We start from the raw sequence: 20,432 nt of genomic DNA on the forward strand, positions 1-20,432 counted from the left end.
CGGTAGACCTCACTGACTGCGTGGAGTTTAGAAACCGGTCATGAACAGGCTCTGTGAAAACCATGGAGACGACGCCGGATCTGAAGTGTTTCAGCGCCGGATCAAGCCGCAGATGGATTTCACAGAGGCTGCTAGCCGCCGGACTTCTTCGCTTTGAAACCGTGCTTGATCAGCTCAGCCAAGAGTAGCTCGACATGATCGCCCTGGATTTCGATGATGCCGTCTTTCAACGCCCCGCCAGTGCCGCAACGTTTCTTCAACGTTGTCGCCAACTCTTTGAGCGCGTCTTCGGCCAGTGGCACGCCGGTGATGGTGGTCACCGTCTTGCCGCCACGGCCCTTGCTCTCGCGACGCACGCGGGCAATGCCGTCACCGGCCGGGATCGCGGTTTGTTTGCAGATACAGGCGTCTACCGGCTTACTGCATTCCGGGCAATGACGACCTGCGTCGGTGGAAAATACCAGGCCACCAAGGGCGGCGAAGGATGCGGCTTTTTTGGCCACCGGCAATCCTCTTGGGAGGACAAAGACTGATCGCGACCTTGGGCAAGGTCATCGACCGCGAAGCCCCACTCAGGCAGGGGCAGCGCTACTGCACCGATAAAGCGCCAAATGTAGGAGCTGTCGAGTGAAACGAGGCTGCGATCTTTTGATTTCGACGCCAAAACAAAAAATCAAAAGATCGCAGCCTGCGGCAGCTCCTACAAAAAGCACTCGCGGCGCAGCTTGAAAAGGTCGCGCAGTGTAACGGCAAAAATCCCGATTGCTAAGTGCCAATCGGCGCCAATTTATGTGTTCTTTGCGACGTCGCTTTGCTGCGCCTTCAGATAGCGCTTCAAAGCGGCCAGAGAGTCCGGGCAATAAGGCTTCTGCTCGATTTCCCGCATGACCTGATCGACTGGAATAAAGCGCGCTTCCAGCACTTCTTCAGGTTGCAGGTTCAACGGGCCGTCCCACACGGCAGAAAACGCCGAACACCACAGACGATTGCCAGTGTCTTCGAAGTAGAAATGGTCATGGGCCGTCAACTCTACGCCGCTGACACCCAATTCTTCTTCCAGCTCACGGGCCGCCGACTCGGCGTAGGTCTCGTCCGCCTGCACCATGCCGCCCGCCGCGACATCCCAGTAGCCGGGATAAATCGCCTTGCTCAAGGTGCGCCGGTGCACGCAAAGCTCACCGGCAGAATTGAACAACATGATGTAGGTGCCTCGACCAATCAGCCCACGCTCGCGCAGATCGGCACGGACGAGCGCGCCGAGCAGGTTGTCCTGCTCGTCGACCCAGGCGATCTGTTCGGCATCCGAGGCGGCGCGATGGGCCGCCTCTTTGGCGTTCTGACTCATAATCAGCCCTGATTGAGCAGTTGACGCAAATCGATCACAGCGGCGTTGGCACGGGAAATATAGTTGGCCATGACCAGCGAGTGGTTGGCGAGGACGCCGAAGCCGCTTCCGTTAAGAATCATAGGACTCCAGACCGGTTCCTGCGAGGCTTCCAGTTCACGGATGATCTGACGCACGCTGACCGTGGCATTCTTCTTCGCCAGCACATCGGCGAAGTCGACCTCGATGGCGCGCAGCAGGTGCGACAGCGCCCAGGCCTGACCACGCGCTTCGTAGAACACGTTGTCGATCTGCATCCATGGAGTCTCGACGACTTCTTCGTCAACCTGTGGTACTTCGCCGATCGCCGGCACTTCGGTTTTCAGCGCGGTATTGAGTTTGACCCGGCCAACGCTGGCCGACAGGCGTTGCGACAGCGAACCGAGACGGGTGCCGACATCGCCCAGCCAGTTGTTCAGGTTGTCGGCGCGGGCATAGAACAGCGCGTTTTTCTGGGTTGGATCAGACAGGCGAGCCTGATAGCGGCTCAGCGAGTTGATGCCTTCCTGATATTCCGACTCACTCGACGGCAGGATCCAGCTTTTGTTGTCGAAGTTGAAACGCGGCTCGGCCTTGGCCAGATCGGCATCTTCCGCCGACTGCGATTGCGAACGGGCAAAGTCTTTACGCAGAGCCCGGGTCAGGTCACGCACCTGCACCAGAACGCCGTATTCCCAGCTTGGCGTGTTGTCCATCCACAGGCCCGGCGGGAAGCGGTCGTTGGAAATGTAGCCGCCCGGCTTGTTGAGCAAGGTGCCGGCAACGGTCTTCAAGGTTTCGACGGTGGTGTAGCCGATCACCATCTGCTTGCCTTCTTTCTCGGCAGCCACTTGCGCATTTTGTGCGACCGGAAACAACGCCGGCTCCTGGCTCCAGTACCAGCCCAGGCCAATGGTCACCAGCAGATAGAGGCCGATCAGCGTGGCCAAAGCTCGGCTGAACAGCACCCCACCGACATAGCTGCGGGCGGCCGACTTGGGCTCGGCGGCACGTTCAGGCGCGCTGCCCGCGCGGTTTTTCCAGTCCAGCATGGCGATATCCTTTCAATCACTTGGGTTCAACGGTTCGACCACAACCATACAACAACGTGCCAAGGCCGGGCACCCGCGCGTAAAGATAAGCCGCAATTCGTATGGCCGAATGACGCTTCGACGATGACTAAGGGAATCCCCGATGCCCACGCTTCAGCCCATTGGCTTGAAAACCATCGCAAAGGTCACTCAGCGCTCGGGTAAAAGCACGACAGCGTGGTCATCCTGATCACCCTGTTTAGTCAGGGAGTGCCCGGTCTACGGGGACTTGTCAGACGCCAAGGTCAAAAACAAAACCGCCCGGTCAGAAACTGAATGGTGACGCATTGCAGATTATTGACGTACGACACTCGTGTAAGGGAAAAGAGGTGCTAGCATAGAGCCACCAGTCGATCTCAGCATGCAGCCTAACTAGTAGTCAGGATATGACCGAGCCAGAAGACCCCAGCCGTGAGCGTCTCAAGCACCACTTTGCCCAGCGGGTAATTCATCAGGCACGTCAGATTCTTGAGATATGGCAGCGCCTGCAACGCAGTGAGTGGTCCACTGTCGACCTCGCCGAACTGAGCGAGGCCAACCTGCGCCTGCTGCGTTTTGCCGAGCGCTTCGAACAGCCCGAACACACTCAACTGGCGCGGCACATCAGCCAGTCGCTGGAAGCGGTGGACGCCAACCGCGGACGCCTGAGCAGCGGCCTGATCACCGACCTCAATCGCTTGATGCAGCGCTTGTCGCGTACCGGCCTGCGCCATGGCGACCAACTCGACCAGACTTTTTTGCCGCCCCTGCGCAAACCGATCTACGTAATGCTGCAGGACTACGACCGCGCCGAGCGGCTGGCCAAGCAACTGGAATTTTTCGGCCTGAGCGCGCAGGCGCTGGACAGTGTTTCAGCCTTTCGCTCCTCAATGGTCGAGCGTCTGCCAGCAGCGATCGTCATGGACGTGGATTTCAGCGGCGCCGGCATCGGCCTGAAGCTCGCCGCCGAAGCCCAGGTTGGCCTGGAAGAACCGCTGCCGCTGCTGTTCTTCAGCCTGCACGAAACCGACACACCGACGCGTCTCGCCGCCGTGCGTGCCGGTGGCCAGGAATTCCTCACCGGCACTCTCGAAGCGTCGAGCCTGCTGGAAAAGATCGAAGTCCTCACCTGCGTCGCCCAATACGAACCTTATAAAGTGTTGATCATCGACGACTCGCGTGCGCAGGCCCTGCACACCGAACGCCTGCTCAACAGCGCCGGCATCGTCACGCGCACCTTGATCGAACCGATTCAGGCGATGGCCGAACTGGCAGATTTCCAGCCGGACCTGATCATCCTCGACATGTACATGCCGGCCTGCACCGGCACCGAACTGGCCAAAGTGATTCGCCACAATGATCGCTACGTCAGCGTGCCGATCATTTATCTGTCGGCCGAAGACGATCTGGACAAGCAACTCGACGCCATGAGCGAAGGCGGCGATGACTTCCTGACCAAACCGATCAAGCCGCGCCACCTGATCACTACCGTGCGCAACCGCGCCGCCCGCGCGCGCAATCTGAAAGCACGGATGGTCCGCGACAGCCTTACCGGCCTGTACAACCACACGCATATTCTGCAACTGCTCGAGGATTGCTCATTCCGCGCCCGCCGCGAGAACAAGCCGCTGAGCTTTGCCATGCTCGACATCGACCACTTCAAACGGGTCAACGACAGTCACGGCCACCCGATGGGCGACCGTGTGATCAAGAGCCTCGCGCTGTTTCTCAAGCAGCGTTTGCGCAAAACCGATTTCATTGGCCGATACGGCGGCGAAGAATTCGCCATCGTCATGCCCGACACTGATATAGAAGCCGCGCACAAAGTGCTCGACGAAATCCGCCAGCGCTTCGCCGAAATCCATTATCCGGCGCAGCCGCAGGATTTGTGGTGCACCTTCAGTGCCGGCGTGGTGGAAATGCACGATGACTGCGACAGCCTGATGATGGCCAGTCAGGCCGACGAAGCGCTGTACCGGGCCAAGGGGGCCGGGCGCAACCGGGTGCAGACCGCGCGCGACTCAAAGCAAAGTGCCACTTTTTCATCAGATTCCACTGATTCGGTCATAACCCTGTAACAGAACCGCAATAAATTCAGGCGCTTACCATTTCTGCCGTTGGTAGCCGTCATGCGCCTGAAGTTGCTCACCAATCTCAATACGCTGCTGCTGGTCGCCGTGTGCCTGGCACTCGGCGCTACGCTGTGGTGGTCGCAAAAAGCCCTCGAACGCCCGTATCTGTTGATGGAGCGTTATCTTGGGCTGTCGCAACAATTTCAGAACGAGGTGGCACGCAACGTTGAGGACTACCTCGGCAGCGGTGATGCCCTGCGCCTGAGCAGCGCCAGCCAGGCCATCGATAGCCTGCGCAAAGAACTCGATGAGTTGCCGCCGGCGCTGGCTGAAACGCTGCGCCCGAGCCTGTCGGACCTGGATGAGTTCAGCAAAACCGACTTGCTCGCGGCCGGCAAACTGGCGGGTGATCCGCAGGCGTTGCTATTGCAGGCCGAGCGCGAATTGAGCGCCAGCCTCGATCAGTTCAGCACCTACGCCAACGGTAATCCGGCTTATCTGGCGCCGTTGCTCATCGCCTCTCAGCACTTGGGCAAACTGTCACTGGCGCGGGGCAAACTGGTCAGCAGCGGGCGCAGCGAACTGGCGGCCGATGTTGAGCGCGAAGTCACCAGTATTCGCTCGCAGGCTCAAGCGCTTGATGCCCTGCCGCTGCTCGGCGTCGTCGCCAACAATGAATCGGGCAGCGACGACTTCGCGGCGATGATGGGCATCGAGAACAGTGAAAAAACCGTCGCCGAAGATGTCGGGGTCGGCCTCAAGCGTGAACTCAACAGTTTGTTGGCCCGCTACCCGGCGGAGCTTGCGCGCACTCGCGACCAGATCCAGAAACGCGCCGACCTCAGCGCCGCCACTCACCAGAAAATCGCCGCCGTACAGCAAGCCATCGCCGGACTAGAGCCGGTGGTACGCGCCCAGCACGGCCAGATCCAAGGCGAAGTGCGCTTGATGCAAGGCGTGATGATCGGCCTGATTCTGCTGATCGCGTTGCTGATCGATACCTTGCAGCGCCGGCTCTCGCGCACCCTGACCAATCTGGCGCCGGCGCTTTCGACCTGGGCCGAAGGCGATTTCAGCCGCGATATTCAGTTGGGCAAGACCAACCGCGAACTGCACGACATCGAAGCCTCGCTAAACCGCTTGCGTGCCTATCTGGTGGATCTGGTCGGGACGATTCGTGGCAACGCCGAACAAGTCGCGGGCAGCAGCCGCACCCTCGCCGAACTGAGCAACGACTTGCACAGCGGGGCTGAACATCAGGCCGGCGATACCGCGCTGATCCGCGATTCCCTCGGCGAACTTGAAGCGACAATCCAGCAAGTTGCCGGTGATGCGCAACAGGCAGCAGAGGCCAGCCGTCACGCCGGACTGGCCGTTGTGCATGGCCAGACCGTGATCGGCCAGAGCCTGACCGGCCTGCACGCGCTGGTCGGTGAAGTTCAGGGCAACGCGCAGATGATCGAGCATTTGGCCGAAGAGTCGGCAACCATTGGCGGCGTGTTGACGGTGATCCGCTCGATTGCCGACCAGACCAACCTGCTGGCGCTGAACGCGGCGATTGAAGCGGCGCGCGCCGGGGAAATGGGCCGTGGTTTTGCCGTGGTGGCCGAGGAAGTGCGCTCGCTGGCACAACGCACCGCCGGTGCTACAGCGGAAATTCAGACGCTGATCGCCGGCCTGCAAACAGCGGCGCGGCAATCGGTCGAAGGCATGCGCGCACAGGTCGAACACGCCGAAGCCACAGCCAACCAGGCGCAAGCAGCGGATGGTGCGCTGGATAAAATCGTCGGCGCGATCCAGACCATCTCCGAGACGGCGATTCGCATTGCCGATGTCACTGCGCAACAGAGCGGCGCTGTCAGCGAGATTCGCGATCACAGTGAGCGGATTCATCAGTTGGGTGGGGATAACCTGGTGCGTATCGGCCGTGGGCGCGAACAGGGCGAGAACTTGCTGGTTCTTGGCGGGCAACTGCATACAGCCGTTCAGGCCTTTCGGGTCTGATAGACCGCTATCGCGAGCAGGCTCACTCCTACAAGGGAACGCATTCCAACTGTAGGAGTGAGCCTGCTCGCGATAGCGTCATTTGCATCACCGCCTATCTTGCAGAAATGACCGGATCAAATCACTTGGTCACATATTTCGCGCAAACATCGGCCATCGTGCTGGCTATTGCATAGAACTGGACAGTCACAAAGTCTTTGCGGCATAGTCGCCGGGTTCTGACGATTGCTCACTCATAACAAGGACTACGCAGATGGCAACCCTCCTGGTGCTGCACGGCCCCAACCTGAACCTGCTCGGCACCCGCGAACCCGGCACTTACGGTTCAACGACCCTGGCGCAGATCAATCAGGATCTGGAGCGCCGCGCCCGTGAAGCCGGCCATCATCTGCTGTATCTGCAAAGCAATGCCGAGTACGAATTGATCGACCGCATCCACGCTGCGCGCGGCGAAGGCGTCGATTTCATTCTGATCAATCCGGCGGCTTTTACGCATACAAGTGTCGCATTACGTGACGCGTTGCTGGGAGTGAGCATCCCATTCATCGAAGTGCATTTGTCCAACGTGCACAAACGCGAACCTTTCCGCCATCACTCTTACTTCTCCGATGTAGCGGTGGGAGTGATCTGCGGCCTTGGCGCCAGCGGTTACCGACTGGCCCTGGAGGCTGCACTAGAACAGCTTGAAACACAGGCAACGACTTGAACTACAAGCGTTAAGCGCCCCTGACCGACCCTTGGGAGTTGATGATTCATGGATATCCGTAAAGTTAAGAAACTGATCGAATTGCTGGAAGAGTCCGGCATCGACGAGCTCGAGATCAAGGAAGGCGAAGAGTCCGTACGCATCAGCCGTCACAGCAAGACCCCGGCTCAGCAGTACTACGCGCCGGCGCCGATGCAAGCGCCGGCTGCCGCACCTGTTGCTGCTGCTCCGGTGGCTGCCGCCGCCCCGGCTGCCGCTGCTGCTCCAGCGCTGAACGGCACCGTTGCCCGTTCGCCGATGGTCGGCACGTTCTACCGTAAATCTTCGCCAACCTCGCCGTCCTTCGTTGAAGTCGGCCAGACCGTGAAGAAAGGCGACACTCTGTGCATCGTCGAAGCCATGAAGATGATGAACCACATCGAAGCTGAAACCAGCGGTGTGATCGAGTCCATCCTCGTCGAAGACGGCCAGCCGGTTGAGTACGACCAACCGCTGTTCACCATCGTTTGAACTGCGGAGAGCCTTTGATGACTGCGAAGTTGGAAAAAGTTCTGATCGCTAACCGCGGTGAGATCGCCCTGCGGATTCTGCGTGCCTGCAAAGAGATGGGCATCAAGACCGTCGCCGTTTACTCCAAGGCCGACAAAGAGCTGATGCACCTGGGTCTGGCAGACGAATCCGTCTGCATCGGCCCGGCTTCTGCCGCGCACTCTTACCTGCACATCCCGGCCATCATCGCTGCCGCTGAAGTGACTGGCGCTACCGCCATTCACCCAGGCTACGGTTTCCTCGCGGAAAACGCCGATTTTGCCGAGCAGGTCGAGAACTCCGGCTTCGCTTTCATCGGCCCGAAAGCCGAAACCATCCGCCTGATGGGCGACAAGGTTTCGGCCAAGCACGCGATGATCGAAGCAGGGGTGCCAACCGTTCCAGGTTCCGACGGCCCACTGCCGGAAGACGAAGAAACGGCGCTGCGCATCGGTCGTGAAGTCGGCTACCCGGTGATCATCAAAGCCGCTGGCGGCGGTGGTGGTCGCGGCATGCGTGTGGTGCACAAGGAAGAAGACCTGATCGCCTTCGCCAAACTGACCCGCACCGAAGCTGGCGCGGCGTTCGGCAACCCGATGGTGTATCTGGAAAAATTCCTCACCAACCCGCGTCACGTCGAAGTGCAAGTGCTGTCCGACGGCCAGGGTCATGCGATCCATCTGGGCGACCGCGATTGCTCGCTGCAACGTCGTCACCAGAAAGTTCTCGAAGAAGCGCCGGCACCGGGCATCGACGAGAAGGCACGCGAAGAAGTACTGGCTCGCTGCGTCAAGGCGTGCATCGACATCGGCTACCGTGGCGCCGGTACTTTCGAGTTCCTCTACGAGAACGGCCGTTTCTACTTCATCGAAATGAACACCCGTGTTCAGGTGGAGCACCCGGTTTCGGAAATGGTCACCGGTATCGACATCGTCAAGGAGATGCTCAGCATCGCCGCTGGCAACAAGCTGTCGTTCACGCAGGAAGATGTGGTGATCCGCGGTCACTCGCTGGAATGCCGGATCAACGCTGAAGACCCGAAAACCTTCATGCCGAGCCCGGGTACGGTCAAGCATTTCCACGCCCCAGGCGGCAACGGCGTTCGCGTCGATTCGCACCTGTACAGTGGCTATGCGGTTCCGCCGAACTACGACTCGCTGATCGGCAAGCTGATCACTTACGGTGCCACCCGCGACGAAGCCATGGCCCGCATGCGCAATGCCCTGGACGAAATCGTGGTTGACGGGATCAAGACCAACATCCCGCTGCACCGTGATCTGGTTCGTGACGAAGGCTTCTGCAAGGGTGGTGTGAACATTCACTACCTCGAGCACAAGCTGGCTGGCGAGAAGCACTAAGCTTCAGCCCGCACCTGACAAAGCCGCCTTCGGGCGGCTTTGTTGTTTCTGCTGCAAAGTCAAAAGATCGCAGCCTGCGGCAGCTCCTGCCTTGGAATGCGAACTCCTGTAGGAGCTGCCGCAGGCTGCGATCTTTTGATCTTCAACCATGTTCGTGTTCTGCCGCGCGCTCGCGTAAACTTGCGCGCTTCTCGCCGGCCGCTAGGCTGCAATCAATATTTTTCAAAGGTGCCCGCCATGCCTTGGCTGCAAGTACGTCTCGCCATCAGCCCGGAACAAGCCGAAACCTACGAAGACGCTTTCCTTGAAGTCGGCGCTGTGTCGGTGACCTTCATGGACGCCGAAGATCAGCCGATCTTCGAACCGGAACTCAACACCACCCCGTTGTGGGCGCACACGCACCTGCTGGCGCTGTTCGAAGGCGGCACCGAACCGGCACCGGTTCTGGCCCATCTGGAACTGCTGACCGGCAGCCCGCTGCCCGAGCATCACAGCGAAGTCATCGAAGACCAGGACTGGGAACGCAGCTGGATGGACGGTTTTGAGCCGATGCGTTTCGGCCAGCGCCTGTGGATCGTGCCGAGCTGGCACGCCGCGCCGGAACCTGATGCGGTCAACCTGCTGCTCGATCCAGGCCTGGCCTTCGGCACCGGCACGCACCCGACCACCGCGCTCTGCCTGGAATGGCTCGACGGTCAGGACCTGAAAGACTGCAACGTGCTCGACTTCGGTTGCGGCTCGGGGATTCTGGCGATCGCCGCCCTGCTGCTCGGCGCCAAGGAAGCGGTCGGCACTGACATCGACGTGCAGGCGCTGGAAGCTTCGCGCGACAACGCCGGGCGCAACAACATTGCCGATGAGCTGTTCCCGCTGTACTTGCCGGAAGATCTGCCGCAAGTTCAAGCCGATGTGCTGGTCGCCAACATTCTTGCCGGCCCGCTGGTTTCGCTGGCGCCGCAACTGTCCGGGCTGGTCAAGTCCGGTGGACGCCTGGCGCTGTCGGGCATCCTCGCTGAGCAGGGTGACGAAGTGGCTGCAGCTTACGCGCAGGACTTTGATCTCGACCCGATCGCCAATCGCGATGGCTGGGTGCGCATCACTGGCCGTCGGCGCTAATATGTCCGCCTGCATAATCCGGATCGCCGCATGACCGACAGTTTCGTCACCCAGTGCCCGCATTGCCAAACCAGTTTCCGTGTCAGCCATGCTCAATTGAGCGTGGCCCGCGGGGTGGTTCGCTGCGGCTCCTGCCTGCAAGTGTTCAACGCCGCCAAACAGCTGCTGGAACAACACGCCGGCAAGGACGCGGTGACGCCGGTTGCACCACCGCTCGCCGAGCTGCCTGTCGAGGCGTCGCCGAGCATTGCCGCGCCGCCTGTTGTCGAGCCACCCGCCATTGAACCTGCGGCACCGCGTGCCATCAGCCAGAAACAATGGAGCGCCTCGGCGCTTGATCTCGACAGCCTCGATCTGGACGAAGAACTGGCCCGTCTCGAACAACGGGAAATCCAGCCCGCCACCGAACTCGGCCGCCCGCGCGAAGAGTCCCTGAGCGCCCGACGCGACAGCCCCGAGCCCGATGATGCCGCGTGGCCTGGCAGCCTGTTCAGCGAACCCGCCGATGAGCGGATCCCTGAGCCGGACGACGAACCACAAGCCGACGACATTGAACCGCTCACCTCCGAGCGCACCGAGCCTTCGCTGTCGCTGGAACCGGTGGATGTGGATGACGAGCCGGCGATTCCGCATCTGCGCTTGCACGACCCGATCGACCCGAATGCCCGCCGCGAACGCTTGTCGGCCAGCGACGAGGTCGATGACGACGATTTGCCATCGATCGAACCGCTGCGCAAAAAGCGCGAGCGCGCAGAGCCCGGCGTACGTGCCGAAGTCCTGCAGGACCTGACCGACGACCCACTGCAACTGGACTGGCAGAAACGCCGCTCACCGTGGGGACGCCGCTTGCTTTGGCTGTTGTTGGTCCTGCTGGCGGCAGGTGGACTGGCTGCCCAGTACATTTCCTATCATTTCGATGAACTGGCTCGACAGGATCAATACCGCCCGTGGTTTCAGCAAATCTGCCCGCAGATCGGCTGCACGGTGCCGTCGAAGGTCGACATCGCCCGGATCAAGAGCAGCAACCTGGTGGTGCGCAGTCACCCGGAGTTCAACGGTGCACTGGTGGTCGACGCGATCATTTATAACCGCGCGACGTTCTCTCAGCCCTTTCCATTACTGGAACTGCGCTTCGCCGACCTCAACGGTCACCTGATCGCCAGTCGTCGTTTCAAACCCGGCGAGTACCTTAGAGGAGATCTCGAAGGTCTGGCCGAAATGCCGCCGCAGACGCCGATCCATATTGCGCTGGATATTCTCGATCCCGGCCCCAAAGCGGTGAATTACAGCCTGAGTTTCCACTCACCCGAGTGAATCCCTGCATGGCTTTCGAATTGACGGCGGTTTTCTGACTTTGCCAGCCACGACCAAACCGGCGGCGATAACAGAATAACTGTTCAGATTTTGTTCAATTCAGCCTTTATCCAGTCATCGAGAGCGGGTATCATGCCAACCCTTTTTCGAACTCTCATGATCCGGCCCCACCTCAGGGAAGTCCTATGTCGGCGGTACGCATCGGCCCATACACATTGCAGAACGGCTTGATTCTCGCCCCGATGGCGGGCGTCACCGATCAGCCCTTTCGTCAGCTGTGCAAGCGTTTGGGCGCAGGGCTTGTAGTCTCGGAAATGGTCACCAGTGACATGAGCCTGTGGAACACCCGCAAGTCGCGCATGCGCATGATCCACGAGGGCGATCCCGAGCCACGCTCGGTACAGATCGCCGGTGGTGATGCACAGATGCTGGCGGACGCAGCGCGGGCCAACGTCGAACTGGGCGCACAGATTATTGATATCAACATGGGTTGCCCGGCAAAGAAGGTCTGCAACAAGGCCGCCGGTTCCGCGTTGTTGAAAGATGAAGCACTGGTGACCGAGATCCTGCAGGCCGTTGTGGCTGCGGTTGATGTGCCGGTCACCTTGAAGATCCGCACCGGCTGGGATCGCGACAACAAGAACGGCCTGACCGTGGCGAAGATCGCCGAGCAGGCCGGGATCACCGCGCTGGCAGTGCACGGCCGCACTCGCGCCGATCTGTACAAGGGTGAAGCCGAGTACGACACGATTGCCGCGATCAAGCAGGCCGTGTCGATCCCGGTGTTCGCCAATGGCGATATCGATTCGCCGGAGAAGGCCCGTTACGTGCTTGACGCGACCGGTGCCGATGGCCTGTTGGTAGGCCGCGCTGCCCAAGGGCGGCCATGGATTTTTCGCGAGATCGAACACTTCCTGCGTACCGGCGAGAAATTGCCGGCGCCGGAGCTGATCGAAGTGGAACACATACTGCTGGAGCATCTGGCCGCACTTCACGCTTTCTATGGGGACGTGATGGGCGTGCGCATTGCGCGCAAGCATGTGGGCTGGTATCTCGCAACCTTGCCGGGCGCCAGGGAGTTTCGCGCCCACTTCAATCGTTTGGATGGTACGGAAACACAATGCGCCAATGTTCGGGAGTTCTTCGCCGAGCATTACAAGAGCCTGACAGGGGACGAAGAAGGGGTGGCCGCATGACGATGATGACCGAGACTTTAGTGAGTGGAACAGCACCCGTGAGCGACAACGTGAATTTGAAACAGCACCTCAATACCCCGAGCGAAGAAGGCCAGACCCTTCGCGGGAGTGTCGAGAAGGCGCTGCACAATTATTTCGCCCACCTTGAGGGCGCGTCCGTCACGGATGTGTACAACCTGGTGCTCTCCGAAGTCGAGGCTCCCCTGCTCGAAAGCGTGATGAACTACGTCAAGGGCAACCAGACCAAGGCCAGTGAGCTGCTGGGACTTAACCGCGGCACGCTGCGCAAGAAACTCAAGCAGTACGATCTGCTGTAAGCATTCAATCAAACCAGAAAGGCGCCCGCGTAAAAAACGGTCGCCTTTTTTGCTGACTTCCTTTGCTTTTGATGGAAATTGAGATGACCGACCAGACTACCCGCCTGCCGATCCGCCGCGCCTTGATCAGCGTTTCCGACAAGACCGGGATCCTCGAATTCGCCAAGGAGCTTGAAGCCCTGGGCGTCGAGATCCTCTCCACCGGCGGGACGTTCAAGCTGCTGCGCGACAACGGTGTTGCCGCAGTGGAAGTCGCGGATTACACCGGTTTCGCCGAGATGATGGACGGTCGGGTGAAAACCCTGCACCCGAAAATCCACGGCGGCATCCTCGGTCGTCGCGGTATCGACGATGCAATCATGAGCGAGCACGGCATCAAGCCGATCGATCTGGTTGCCGTTAACCTCTATCCGTTCGAAGCCACCATCAACAAGCCAGGCTGCGACCTGCCGACCGCCATCGAGAACATCGACATCGGCGGCCCGACCATGGTCCGTTCGGCAGCGAAAAACCATAAAGACGTAGCAATCGTGGTAAATGCCAGCGATTACGCCAGCGTGCTCGAAGGCCTCAAGGCCGGTGGCCTGACCTACGCTCAGCGTTTCGACCTGATGCTCAAGGCCTTCGAACACACCGCCGCCTACGACGGCATGATCGCCAACTACATGGGCACCGTGAACCAGGCCGCTGAAACCCTGAGCACTGAAGGCCGCAGCGAATTCCCGCGCACCTTCAACAGCCAGTTCATCAAGGCCCAGGAAATGCGCTACGGCGAGAACCCGCACCAGAGCGCGGCGTTCTACGTGGAAGCCAAGCCTGCCGAAGTCGGCATCGCCACCGCGACCCAACTGCAAGGCAAAGAGCTGTCGTACAACAACGTGGCCGACACCGACGCCGCGCTGGAATGCGTGAAGAGCTTCGTCAAGCCAGCCTGCGTGATCGTCAAGCACGCCAACCCATGCGGCGTGGCAGTCAGCCCGGACGCTGAGGGCGGTATCCGTCAGGCCTACGAACTGGCTTACGCGACTGACACCGAATCTGCGTTCGGCGGCATCATTGCCTTCAACCGTGAACTGGATGCCGAGACCGCCAAAGCGATCGTCGAGCGTCAGTTCGTGGAAGTGATCATCGCCCCGAGCGTCAGCGAAGAAGCCCGCGCCATTGTTGCGGCGAAAGCCAACGTACGTCTGCTGGCCTGCGGCGAGTGGTCGGCTGACCGCGCTGCAGCGTGGGACTACAAGCGCGTCAACGGCGGCCTGCTGGTACAGAGCCGCGACATCGGCATGATCAGCGCCGATGACCTGAAAGTCGTGACCAAACGTGCGCCGACCGAACAGGAGATCCACGACCTGATCTTCGCCTGGAAAGTCGCCAAGTACGTTAAGTCCAACGCCATCGTCTATGCCAAGAACCGTCAGACCATCGGTGTCGGCGCAGGCCAGATGAGCCGCGTAAACTCGGCACGTATCGCCGCAATCAAGGCTGAGCACGCCGGTCTGCAAGTGGCCGGTTCGGTGATGGCATCGGACGCGTTCTTCCCGTTCCGTGACGGTCTGGACAACGCGGCCAAGGTCGGCATCACTGCGGTGATCCAGCCGGGTGGCTCGATGCGTGATGCTGAAGTGATTGCTGCTGCTGACGAGGCCGGTATCGCGATGGTGTTCACCGGCATGCGCCACTTCCGTCACTGATTATTGCTTGATCGTACCCACGCTCTGCGTGGGCACGCAGCCCGGGACGCTCCGCGTCCCTCGGACGCAGAGCGTCCGTAGAGGCATTCCCACGCAGAGCGTGGGAACGATCAGCCCCCACAGAATTAGCGTCATCCGAGGTTTTTGAAATGAATGTTTTGATCATTGGCAGCGGTGGCCGTGAACACGCCCTGGCCTGGAAAGTGGCTCAGGATCCGCGCGTGCAGAAGGTTTTTGTCGCTCCGGGCAACGCTGGCACCGCCATTGAAGCCAAGTGCGAAAACGTCGCCATCGACGTGCTGGCCCTTGAGCAACTGGCCGACTTCGCCGAGAAAAACGTTGCCCTGACCATCGTCGGCCCGGAAGTGCCGCTGGTGGCTGGCGTCGTTGACCTGTTCCGCTCCCGTGGCCTGGACTGCTTCGGTCCGACCGCCGGCGCTGCGCAACTGGAAGGTTCGAAAGCCTTCACCAAGGATTTCCTCGCCCGTCACAAGATTCCGACCGCCGACTACCAGAACTTCACCGAGATCGAGCCGGCCCTGGCTTATCTGCGTGAAAAAGGCGCACCGATCGTGATCAAGGCCGATGGCCTGGCCGCCGGTAAAGGCGTGATCGTCGCCATGACCCTGGCTGAAGCCGAAGACGCCGTGCGTGACATGCTCGCCGGCAACGCTTTCGGTGACGCTGGTTCGCGCGTGGTCATCGAAGAATTCCTCGACGGCGAAGAAGCTTCGTTCATCGTCATGGTCGACGGCAAAAACGTTTTGCCGATGGCCACCAGCCAGGACCACAAACGTGTTGGCGACGGCGACAGCGGCCCGAACACTGGCGGCATGGGTGCCTACTCCCCTGCCCCGGTGGTCACCGCCGACGTGCACAAGCGCGTGATGGATCTGGTGATCTGGCCGACCGTGCGCGGCATGGCTGAGGAAGGCAACGTCTACACCGGTTTCCTGTATGCCGGTCTGATGATCGACAAAGCCGGCAACCCGAAAGTCATCGAGTTCAACTGCCGCTTCGGCGATCCGGAAACCCAACCGGTGATGCTGCGTCTGCAGTCGAGCCTGGTGCTGCTGGTTGAAGCGGCGCTCGCGCAAGCGCTGGACAAGGTCGAAGCCCAATGGGATCCACGCCCGAGCGTCGGCATCGTGCTGGCCGCTGGCGGCTACCCGGGCGACTACGCCAAGGGCGCAGCGATCAACGGTCTCGATGCTGCGGCGAAGCTGGAAGGCAAAGTCTTCCACGCCGGCACGGCACTGAAAGACGGCAACGTCGTCACTGCCGGCGGTCGCGTGCTCTGCGCCACCGCAATGGGCGCCAGCGTCGGTGAAGCGCAGCAGCAAGCCTACAAGCTCGCGGCCGCCATCGACTGGGAAGGCTGCTTCTACCGCAAGGACATTGGCTACCGCGCCATTGCCCGTGAACGTGGCGAAACCCAGGAATAAGCTGTCGATCAAGTCCGGCGAGGGATACCGTTCCTCGCCGGGCTGTTCCGCCGCCGCGCATCGTTATATTCTGGCATCAACCTACGAAGGGATTTCGCCGTGCGCTGGCTCAGGATTGCCATAAGCTTCACCGTCACGTTGCTGACCTTGCTCTGCATGCTTCCGGCCCAGGCCGCGCAAGGCAGTGGCTGGTCGGTATTGCTCGACGATCAGGGCAATCTGCAACTGAGCGATATCCGCTCCGCTCGCTACACCAATCAATTCAGCCCCATCGACCTTGACCGCCTCACCGCGTCCGAACCCGATGGCGCCTTGTGGCTGCGTTTCAGGCTGGCACCGGGCAAGCACGAGCAAGTGCTGCGCATCTTTGCCCCCGACCTGTCACAGCTCAATCTCTACGTACTCGACGGCGACAAGCTGATCGAGCAACGCAACACCGGCACCGACCAGCCGCAGGCCGAACGGCCGTTGCCGAGCAGCGACTTCATGTTGCCGTTGCCGCAGAGCGACAAACCCCTCGACGTGTATCTGCGCCTGGTGTCCGACCATCAGTTGCGCCCGCACGTCACCCTGCAATCGGCGGTGATGAGCGCGGCCAATCACAATCAGACGCTGGTCTTCGGTTTACTGTTCGGCTGCCTCGGCATGCTGCTGTTGCACAATCTGGTGCGCTACGCCTATTCCCGCTCGCGCAGCAGCTTATGGCTGGCGGTCTGTGAAGGCCTGCTGGGCCTGAGCCTGTTGCTGCTGCTCAACCTCGCCGGTCCCTGGCTGCCGAACTGGCATGCGGTGCAGACGCCGGGCGCCTATCTGGCGTTGCTGCTGACGGCGCCGGCCGGGCTGATGTTCGCCTATCGCTTCTTCGCCCCGCTCGGCCCGCATCCGCTGAACAAACTGTTGCTGGGCGACATTCTGTTTATCGTGACCTGCAGCCTGTTGCTGCTGTTCGTCAACACCCTGCCGCTGAACATCATCACTTATGCACTGGTGGCGCTGGCCGGCCTGAGCATGTTGTTCGTCGCGTTCTATCACTGGCAGAAGGGTTACCGCCCGGCGCGTTTGTTCGTCGCGGCGATGGTGGTGTTCAACATCGGCACGCTGATCATTCTTCCGGCCTTGCTGGGGCTGACATTGGTCTCGCCGCAAGGCTTGATCATGACCCTGATGGCATTCATCTGCATCAGCGGCCTGCTGATGAGCATCGCCCTCGGTGAGCGTCAGCGCAGCATCACCGAAAGCCGTTTCAGCGTCAGCCGCGACCTCGCCGCAAGCAATGCCGAGATCAACGCCAAAGCCGAATTCCTCGCCAAGATCAGCCACGAAATCCGCACGCCGATGAACGGCGTGCTCGGCATGACTGAACTGCTGCTGGGCACGCCACTGTCGGTCAAGCAACGCGATTACGTGCAGACCATCCACAGCGCCGGCAACGAACTGCTGACGTTGATCAACGAGATCCTCGACATTTCCAAGCTTGAATCCGGGCAAATCGAACTGGACGACGTGCAGTTCGACCTTAATGCCTTGATCGATGACTGCCTGAGCATTTACCGCGCCAAGGCCGAACAGCAGAACGTCGAACTGATCAGCTTCATCCAGCCGCAAGTGCCGCGAGTGATCAGCGGTGACCCGACACGTCTGCGTCAGACGCTGCTGAGCCTGCTGGAAAACGCTCTGAAGAAAACCGATGAAGGTGAAGTGCTGATCGTCGTCGCGCTCGACGAACGCAGCAGCAAGCCACGCCTGCGCATCGCTGTGCAGGACAGCGGCCAACCGATGGATCAGGAAGAACGCGACGCGCTGATGCACGCCGAACTGCACAGCAAGCACTTCCTCTCGGCGAATCGCTTGGGCGGCAATCTGGGGCTGGTGATCGCACGTCAGCTGATCCGTTTGATGCAAGGCGAATTCGGCATCAAGAGCGGCGCCAATCAGGGCAGCACCTTATGGTTGACCCTGCCGCTGGATCCGGATCGCCTCGAACACCCGACCTCCGATCTCGACAGCCCATTGCAAGGCGCACGAGTGTTGGTGGTCGACGACAACGACACCTGTCGCAAAGTACTGGTGCAGCAATGCAGCGCGTGGGGGCTGAATGTCAGCGCCGTGCCCTCCGGCAAGGAAGCGTTGGCCCTGTTGCGCACCAAGGCGCACCTGCGCGATTACTTTGATGTGGTGTTGCTCGATCAGAACATGCCGGGCATGACCGGTATGCAGCTCGCGGCCAAGATCAAGGAAGACCCGAGCCTGAACCACGACATTCTGCTGATCATGCTCACCGGCATCAGCAATGCGCCGAGCAAGATCATCGCGCGCAACTCGGGGATCAAACGCATCCTCGCCAAACCGGTGGCCGGCTACACCCTCAAGACTACGCTGGCCGACGAACTCAACCAGCGCAACAAAGGCCAAGTGGTGTTCCAGCCGCAAGTGGTCACCCCAGCCACGGCTGCCAAAGTGCCGAGCGACTTCCGCATCCTCGTTGCCGAAGACAACACGATTTCGACCAAAGTGATTCGCGGCATGCTCGGCAAGCTCAACCTGCAACCGGACACCGCCGCCAACGGCGAAGAAGCCCTGCAAGCGATGAAAGCCCAGCGTTACGACCTGGTGCTGATGGACTGCGAAATGCCGATTCTCGATGGCTTCTCGGCGACCCAGCAACTGCGCGCGTGGGAAGTCAGCAACCAACGCATCCGCACGCCGATCGTGGCATTGACGGCGCACATTCTCGCCGAACACAAGGAGCGCGCGCGTCAGGCCGGGATGGATGGGCACATGTCCAAGCCGGTCGAGTTGTCGCAATTGCGCGAGCTGATCGAGCACTGGGTTGCCCAGCGAGATCAGCAGAATCGGACGGCGTCGACCTTCTGAGCAGGATCGTATTGTTATTCGATCAGATCTCCAGGCCATCAAGGTATTTGAGTGAGCCGGTGATGACGGAGTTTTTCACCTTTTCGCGAAACTGTGCGTAATGCAGCGTGTTGAATGTAATGGCAGCAATTTGTTCAACGCTGTTGTGGATGAGTGTTTCATCCTCGCTGAACAAAAACCCGCTGGCCTCTCTCTCGATCTGGAACTGGCGGTGATAGATGCCCATTTCCACTTTGTTCGGGCCACTCATCACGCAGGGGATCATTTGAAAATATCCGACATTGGCACGCAGGCTCGTGGACTCGAACAGCCTGAGTGCCAATGCGTCACGCTCCATCACCTGCAGCGCACGCCGCATAGGTTCGCAGAACTGCTCACCCAATACCGCCGCGATACGCTGCGTTGCCTGACCGGCCATCAGATTATTGCGCGACGGCGTCAAGGTTTGCGGTTTCGGCACGTCCCATCCGACAAATTTCAGGACATTCCTGTAGTACTCGAACCAGTCCCCCGATAGTCCGTCCTCGAACGCCGCGCGCGTTGCTCTTTGCGCATAGGCTGTGCTCATGTAGATGTCGTCTCGATGGGTCGCAGGCAGGCCACCGGCAAACGCCACGACACTGCCGCCCACCACCGCAGCCTGCGGTGTAATCAAGTCCTTCATGCCGTAATCTCCTTGGGCAGATTCAGCACTGCCACGCTGTCCGCAAGTTTGTCCCTGACTTTCCTGGCAATCGCCTCACGCGCGCCGCTGTAGCGAATTTCCGACAGACTTGCCCGGGCGTGATGCACATGGACCAAGCCTTGAACCTCTTCGCACTGATACATCTGTTGAAATGGATTTTGGCTTAACTCGAGTGACGCCTCGAACTCAACAAACGCGCTTGCTATCGAATCGGCAGCATTCGCGACAATTACCAGTAGATGTACCTTCGCCAACGGCGGCGGCATGCTGTCCGACTCGGCCGTAGCCGATATTTTCATGAAACTGCGCAATCGCTGGATGGCGAGTTCGTCGCCCGGTATTTGTGCCATTCGCTGCAGAACAGCACCCATTATTCGGGTTTCAGGCATGGCATCATTGCTTAACGCTGTATTGAAAAACTCCAGCGCGGACTGACTTCCGGGATTGCTGACCTGCCATGTCTGCTTCGACTTCTGATGGCGCAACCAGAAATCATCAAGAACACTCACGTACGTGCCGTACCAATCCGGGGACAGGGATTTTTCACGTTTCTTATTGGCAACCAGTTGCGCCAGCAAAATCGAATTGACCAGATCGCTATAAACTTCCAGCCGTTCACCATCGGGAATAATCACCACACAAGCCCCGACAATCAGAACTAAACACTCATCATCCATGTTAGGCCTCCGTAAT

The 20,432-nt window shown here is 60.0% G+C and carries 16 protein-coding genes and 1 pseudogene; 12 read left to right on the forward strand and 5 right to left on the reverse strand.

Annotated features, from left to right (window positions below; all coding sequences use genetic code 11):
* Nucleotides 1-131 precede the first annotated feature (131 nt).
* From ACM6IN_RS20815 to ACM6IN_RS20825, 3 genes are all read right to left on the reverse strand, one after another.
* A complete protein-coding gene (locus ACM6IN_RS20815) occupies nucleotides 132-503 on the reverse strand; it encodes a translation initiation factor Sui1 (protein ID WP_123448468.1) in 372 nt (123 codons plus the stop codon).
* A 284-nt stretch (nucleotides 504-787) separates the two neighbouring features.
* Nucleotides 788-1,345, reverse strand: a complete 558-nt coding sequence (locus ACM6IN_RS20820; protein ID WP_007914611.1) for an NUDIX hydrolase — start codon at nucleotides 1,343-1,345, stop codon at nucleotides 788-790.
* 2 nt (nucleotides 1,346-1,347) lie between these two features.
* The gene (locus tag ACM6IN_RS20825) at nucleotides 1,348-2,415 is read right to left on the reverse strand and encodes a DUF2333 family protein (protein ID WP_007914608.1); all 1,068 of its coding nucleotides are present in this window, start codon (nucleotides 2,413-2,415) and stop codon (nucleotides 1,348-1,350) included.
* Nucleotides 2,416-2,840: 425 nt separating this feature from the next.
* Here ACM6IN_RS20825 and gcbA point away from each other — a divergent pair, with 425 nt between their 5' ends.
* From gcbA to ACM6IN_RS20885, 12 genes and pseudogenes are all read left to right on the forward strand, one after another.
* Nucleotides 2,841-4,511, forward strand: a complete 1,671-nt coding sequence (gene gcbA, locus ACM6IN_RS20830; RefSeq protein ID WP_007914606.1) for a diguanylate cyclase GcbA — start codon at nucleotides 2,841-2,843, stop codon at nucleotides 4,509-4,511.
* Between the two features lie 1,491 nt (nucleotides 4,512-6,002).
* Nucleotides 6,003-6,509, forward strand: a pseudogene (locus tag ACM6IN_RS20835) (methyl-accepting chemotaxis protein); the annotation flags it as partial.
* 253 nt (nucleotides 6,510-6,762) lie between these two features.
* A complete protein-coding gene (aroQ, locus tag ACM6IN_RS20840) occupies nucleotides 6,763-7,215 on the forward strand; it encodes a type II 3-dehydroquinate dehydratase (RefSeq protein ID WP_007914604.1) in 453 nt (150 codons plus the stop codon).
* A gap of 48 nt (nucleotides 7,216-7,263) precedes the next feature.
* The gene (accB, locus tag ACM6IN_RS20845; protein WP_007914603.1) at nucleotides 7,264-7,725 is read left to right on the forward strand and encodes an acetyl-CoA carboxylase biotin carboxyl carrier protein; all 462 of its coding nucleotides are present in this window, start codon (nucleotides 7,264-7,266) and stop codon (nucleotides 7,723-7,725) included.
* 17 nt (nucleotides 7,726-7,742) lie between these two features.
* On the forward strand, nucleotides 7,743-9,101 hold the full coding sequence (gene accC, locus ACM6IN_RS20850) for an acetyl-CoA carboxylase biotin carboxylase subunit (RefSeq protein ID WP_123376932.1): 1,359 nt from the start codon (nucleotides 7,743-7,745) through the stop codon (nucleotides 9,099-9,101).
* 237 nt (nucleotides 9,102-9,338) lie between these two features.
* Nucleotides 9,339-10,217, forward strand: coding sequence for a 50S ribosomal protein L11 methyltransferase (gene prmA / locus ACM6IN_RS20855; RefSeq protein ID WP_007914600.1), 879 nt, complete (start codon nucleotides 9,339-9,341; stop codon nucleotides 10,215-10,217).
* 30 nt (nucleotides 10,218-10,247) lie between these two features.
* Entirely contained in the window at nucleotides 10,248-11,531 is a 1,284-nt protein-coding gene (locus ACM6IN_RS20860) for a DUF3426 domain-containing protein (RefSeq protein WP_007914599.1), read from the forward strand.
* A gap of 185 nt (nucleotides 11,532-11,716) precedes the next feature.
* A complete protein-coding gene (gene dusB, locus ACM6IN_RS20865) occupies nucleotides 11,717-12,727 on the forward strand; it encodes a tRNA dihydrouridine synthase DusB (protein ID WP_007914598.1) in 1,011 nt (336 codons plus the stop codon).
* Complete coding sequence (fis, locus tag ACM6IN_RS20870; RefSeq protein WP_003221275.1) at nucleotides 12,724-13,044, forward strand: DNA-binding transcriptional regulator Fis; 321 nt, start codon at nucleotides 12,724-12,726, stop codon at nucleotides 13,042-13,044. Before dusB ends, fis begins: the two co-directional genes overlap by 4 nt.
* Before the next feature lie 83 nt (nucleotides 13,045-13,127).
* Nucleotides 13,128-14,735 carry a bifunctional phosphoribosylaminoimidazolecarboxamide formyltransferase/IMP cyclohydrolase gene (purH, locus tag ACM6IN_RS20875; RefSeq protein ID WP_007914589.1) on the forward strand — a complete coding sequence of 536 codons (1,608 nt, stop codon included), beginning with the start codon at nucleotides 13,128-13,130 and terminating at the stop codon, nucleotides 14,733-14,735.
* Between the two features lie 149 nt (nucleotides 14,736-14,884).
* Nucleotides 14,885-16,180 carry a phosphoribosylamine--glycine ligase gene (gene purD, locus ACM6IN_RS20880; protein ID WP_007914586.1) on the forward strand — a complete coding sequence of 432 codons (1,296 nt, stop codon included), beginning with the start codon at nucleotides 14,885-14,887 and terminating at the stop codon, nucleotides 16,178-16,180.
* A 99-nt stretch (nucleotides 16,181-16,279) separates the two neighbouring features.
* Nucleotides 16,280-19,054, forward strand: coding sequence for a hybrid sensor histidine kinase/response regulator (locus ACM6IN_RS20885; RefSeq protein ID WP_007914583.1), 2,775 nt, complete (start codon nucleotides 16,280-16,282; stop codon nucleotides 19,052-19,054).
* A gap of 22 nt (nucleotides 19,055-19,076) precedes the next feature.
* Here the strand turns inward: ACM6IN_RS20885 and ACM6IN_RS20890 are convergent, their stop codons facing one another.
* Nucleotides 19,077-19,718, reverse strand: coding sequence for a hypothetical protein (locus ACM6IN_RS20890; protein WP_095113540.1), 642 nt, complete (start codon nucleotides 19,716-19,718; stop codon nucleotides 19,077-19,079).
* Nucleotides 19,715-20,416, reverse strand: coding sequence for a hypothetical protein (locus tag ACM6IN_RS20895; protein ID WP_414916637.1), 702 nt, complete (start codon nucleotides 20,414-20,416; stop codon nucleotides 19,715-19,717). The genes ACM6IN_RS20890 and ACM6IN_RS20895 overlap by 4 nt, the downstream gene beginning before the upstream one ends.
* Between the last annotated feature and the right edge of the window lie 16 nt (nucleotides 20,417-20,432).

The sequence above is a fragment of the Pseudomonas sp. IT-P395 genome (assembly GCF_949767675.1).
Taxonomy (GTDB): Bacteria; Pseudomonadota; Gammaproteobacteria; order Pseudomonadales; family Pseudomonadaceae; genus Aquipseudomonas.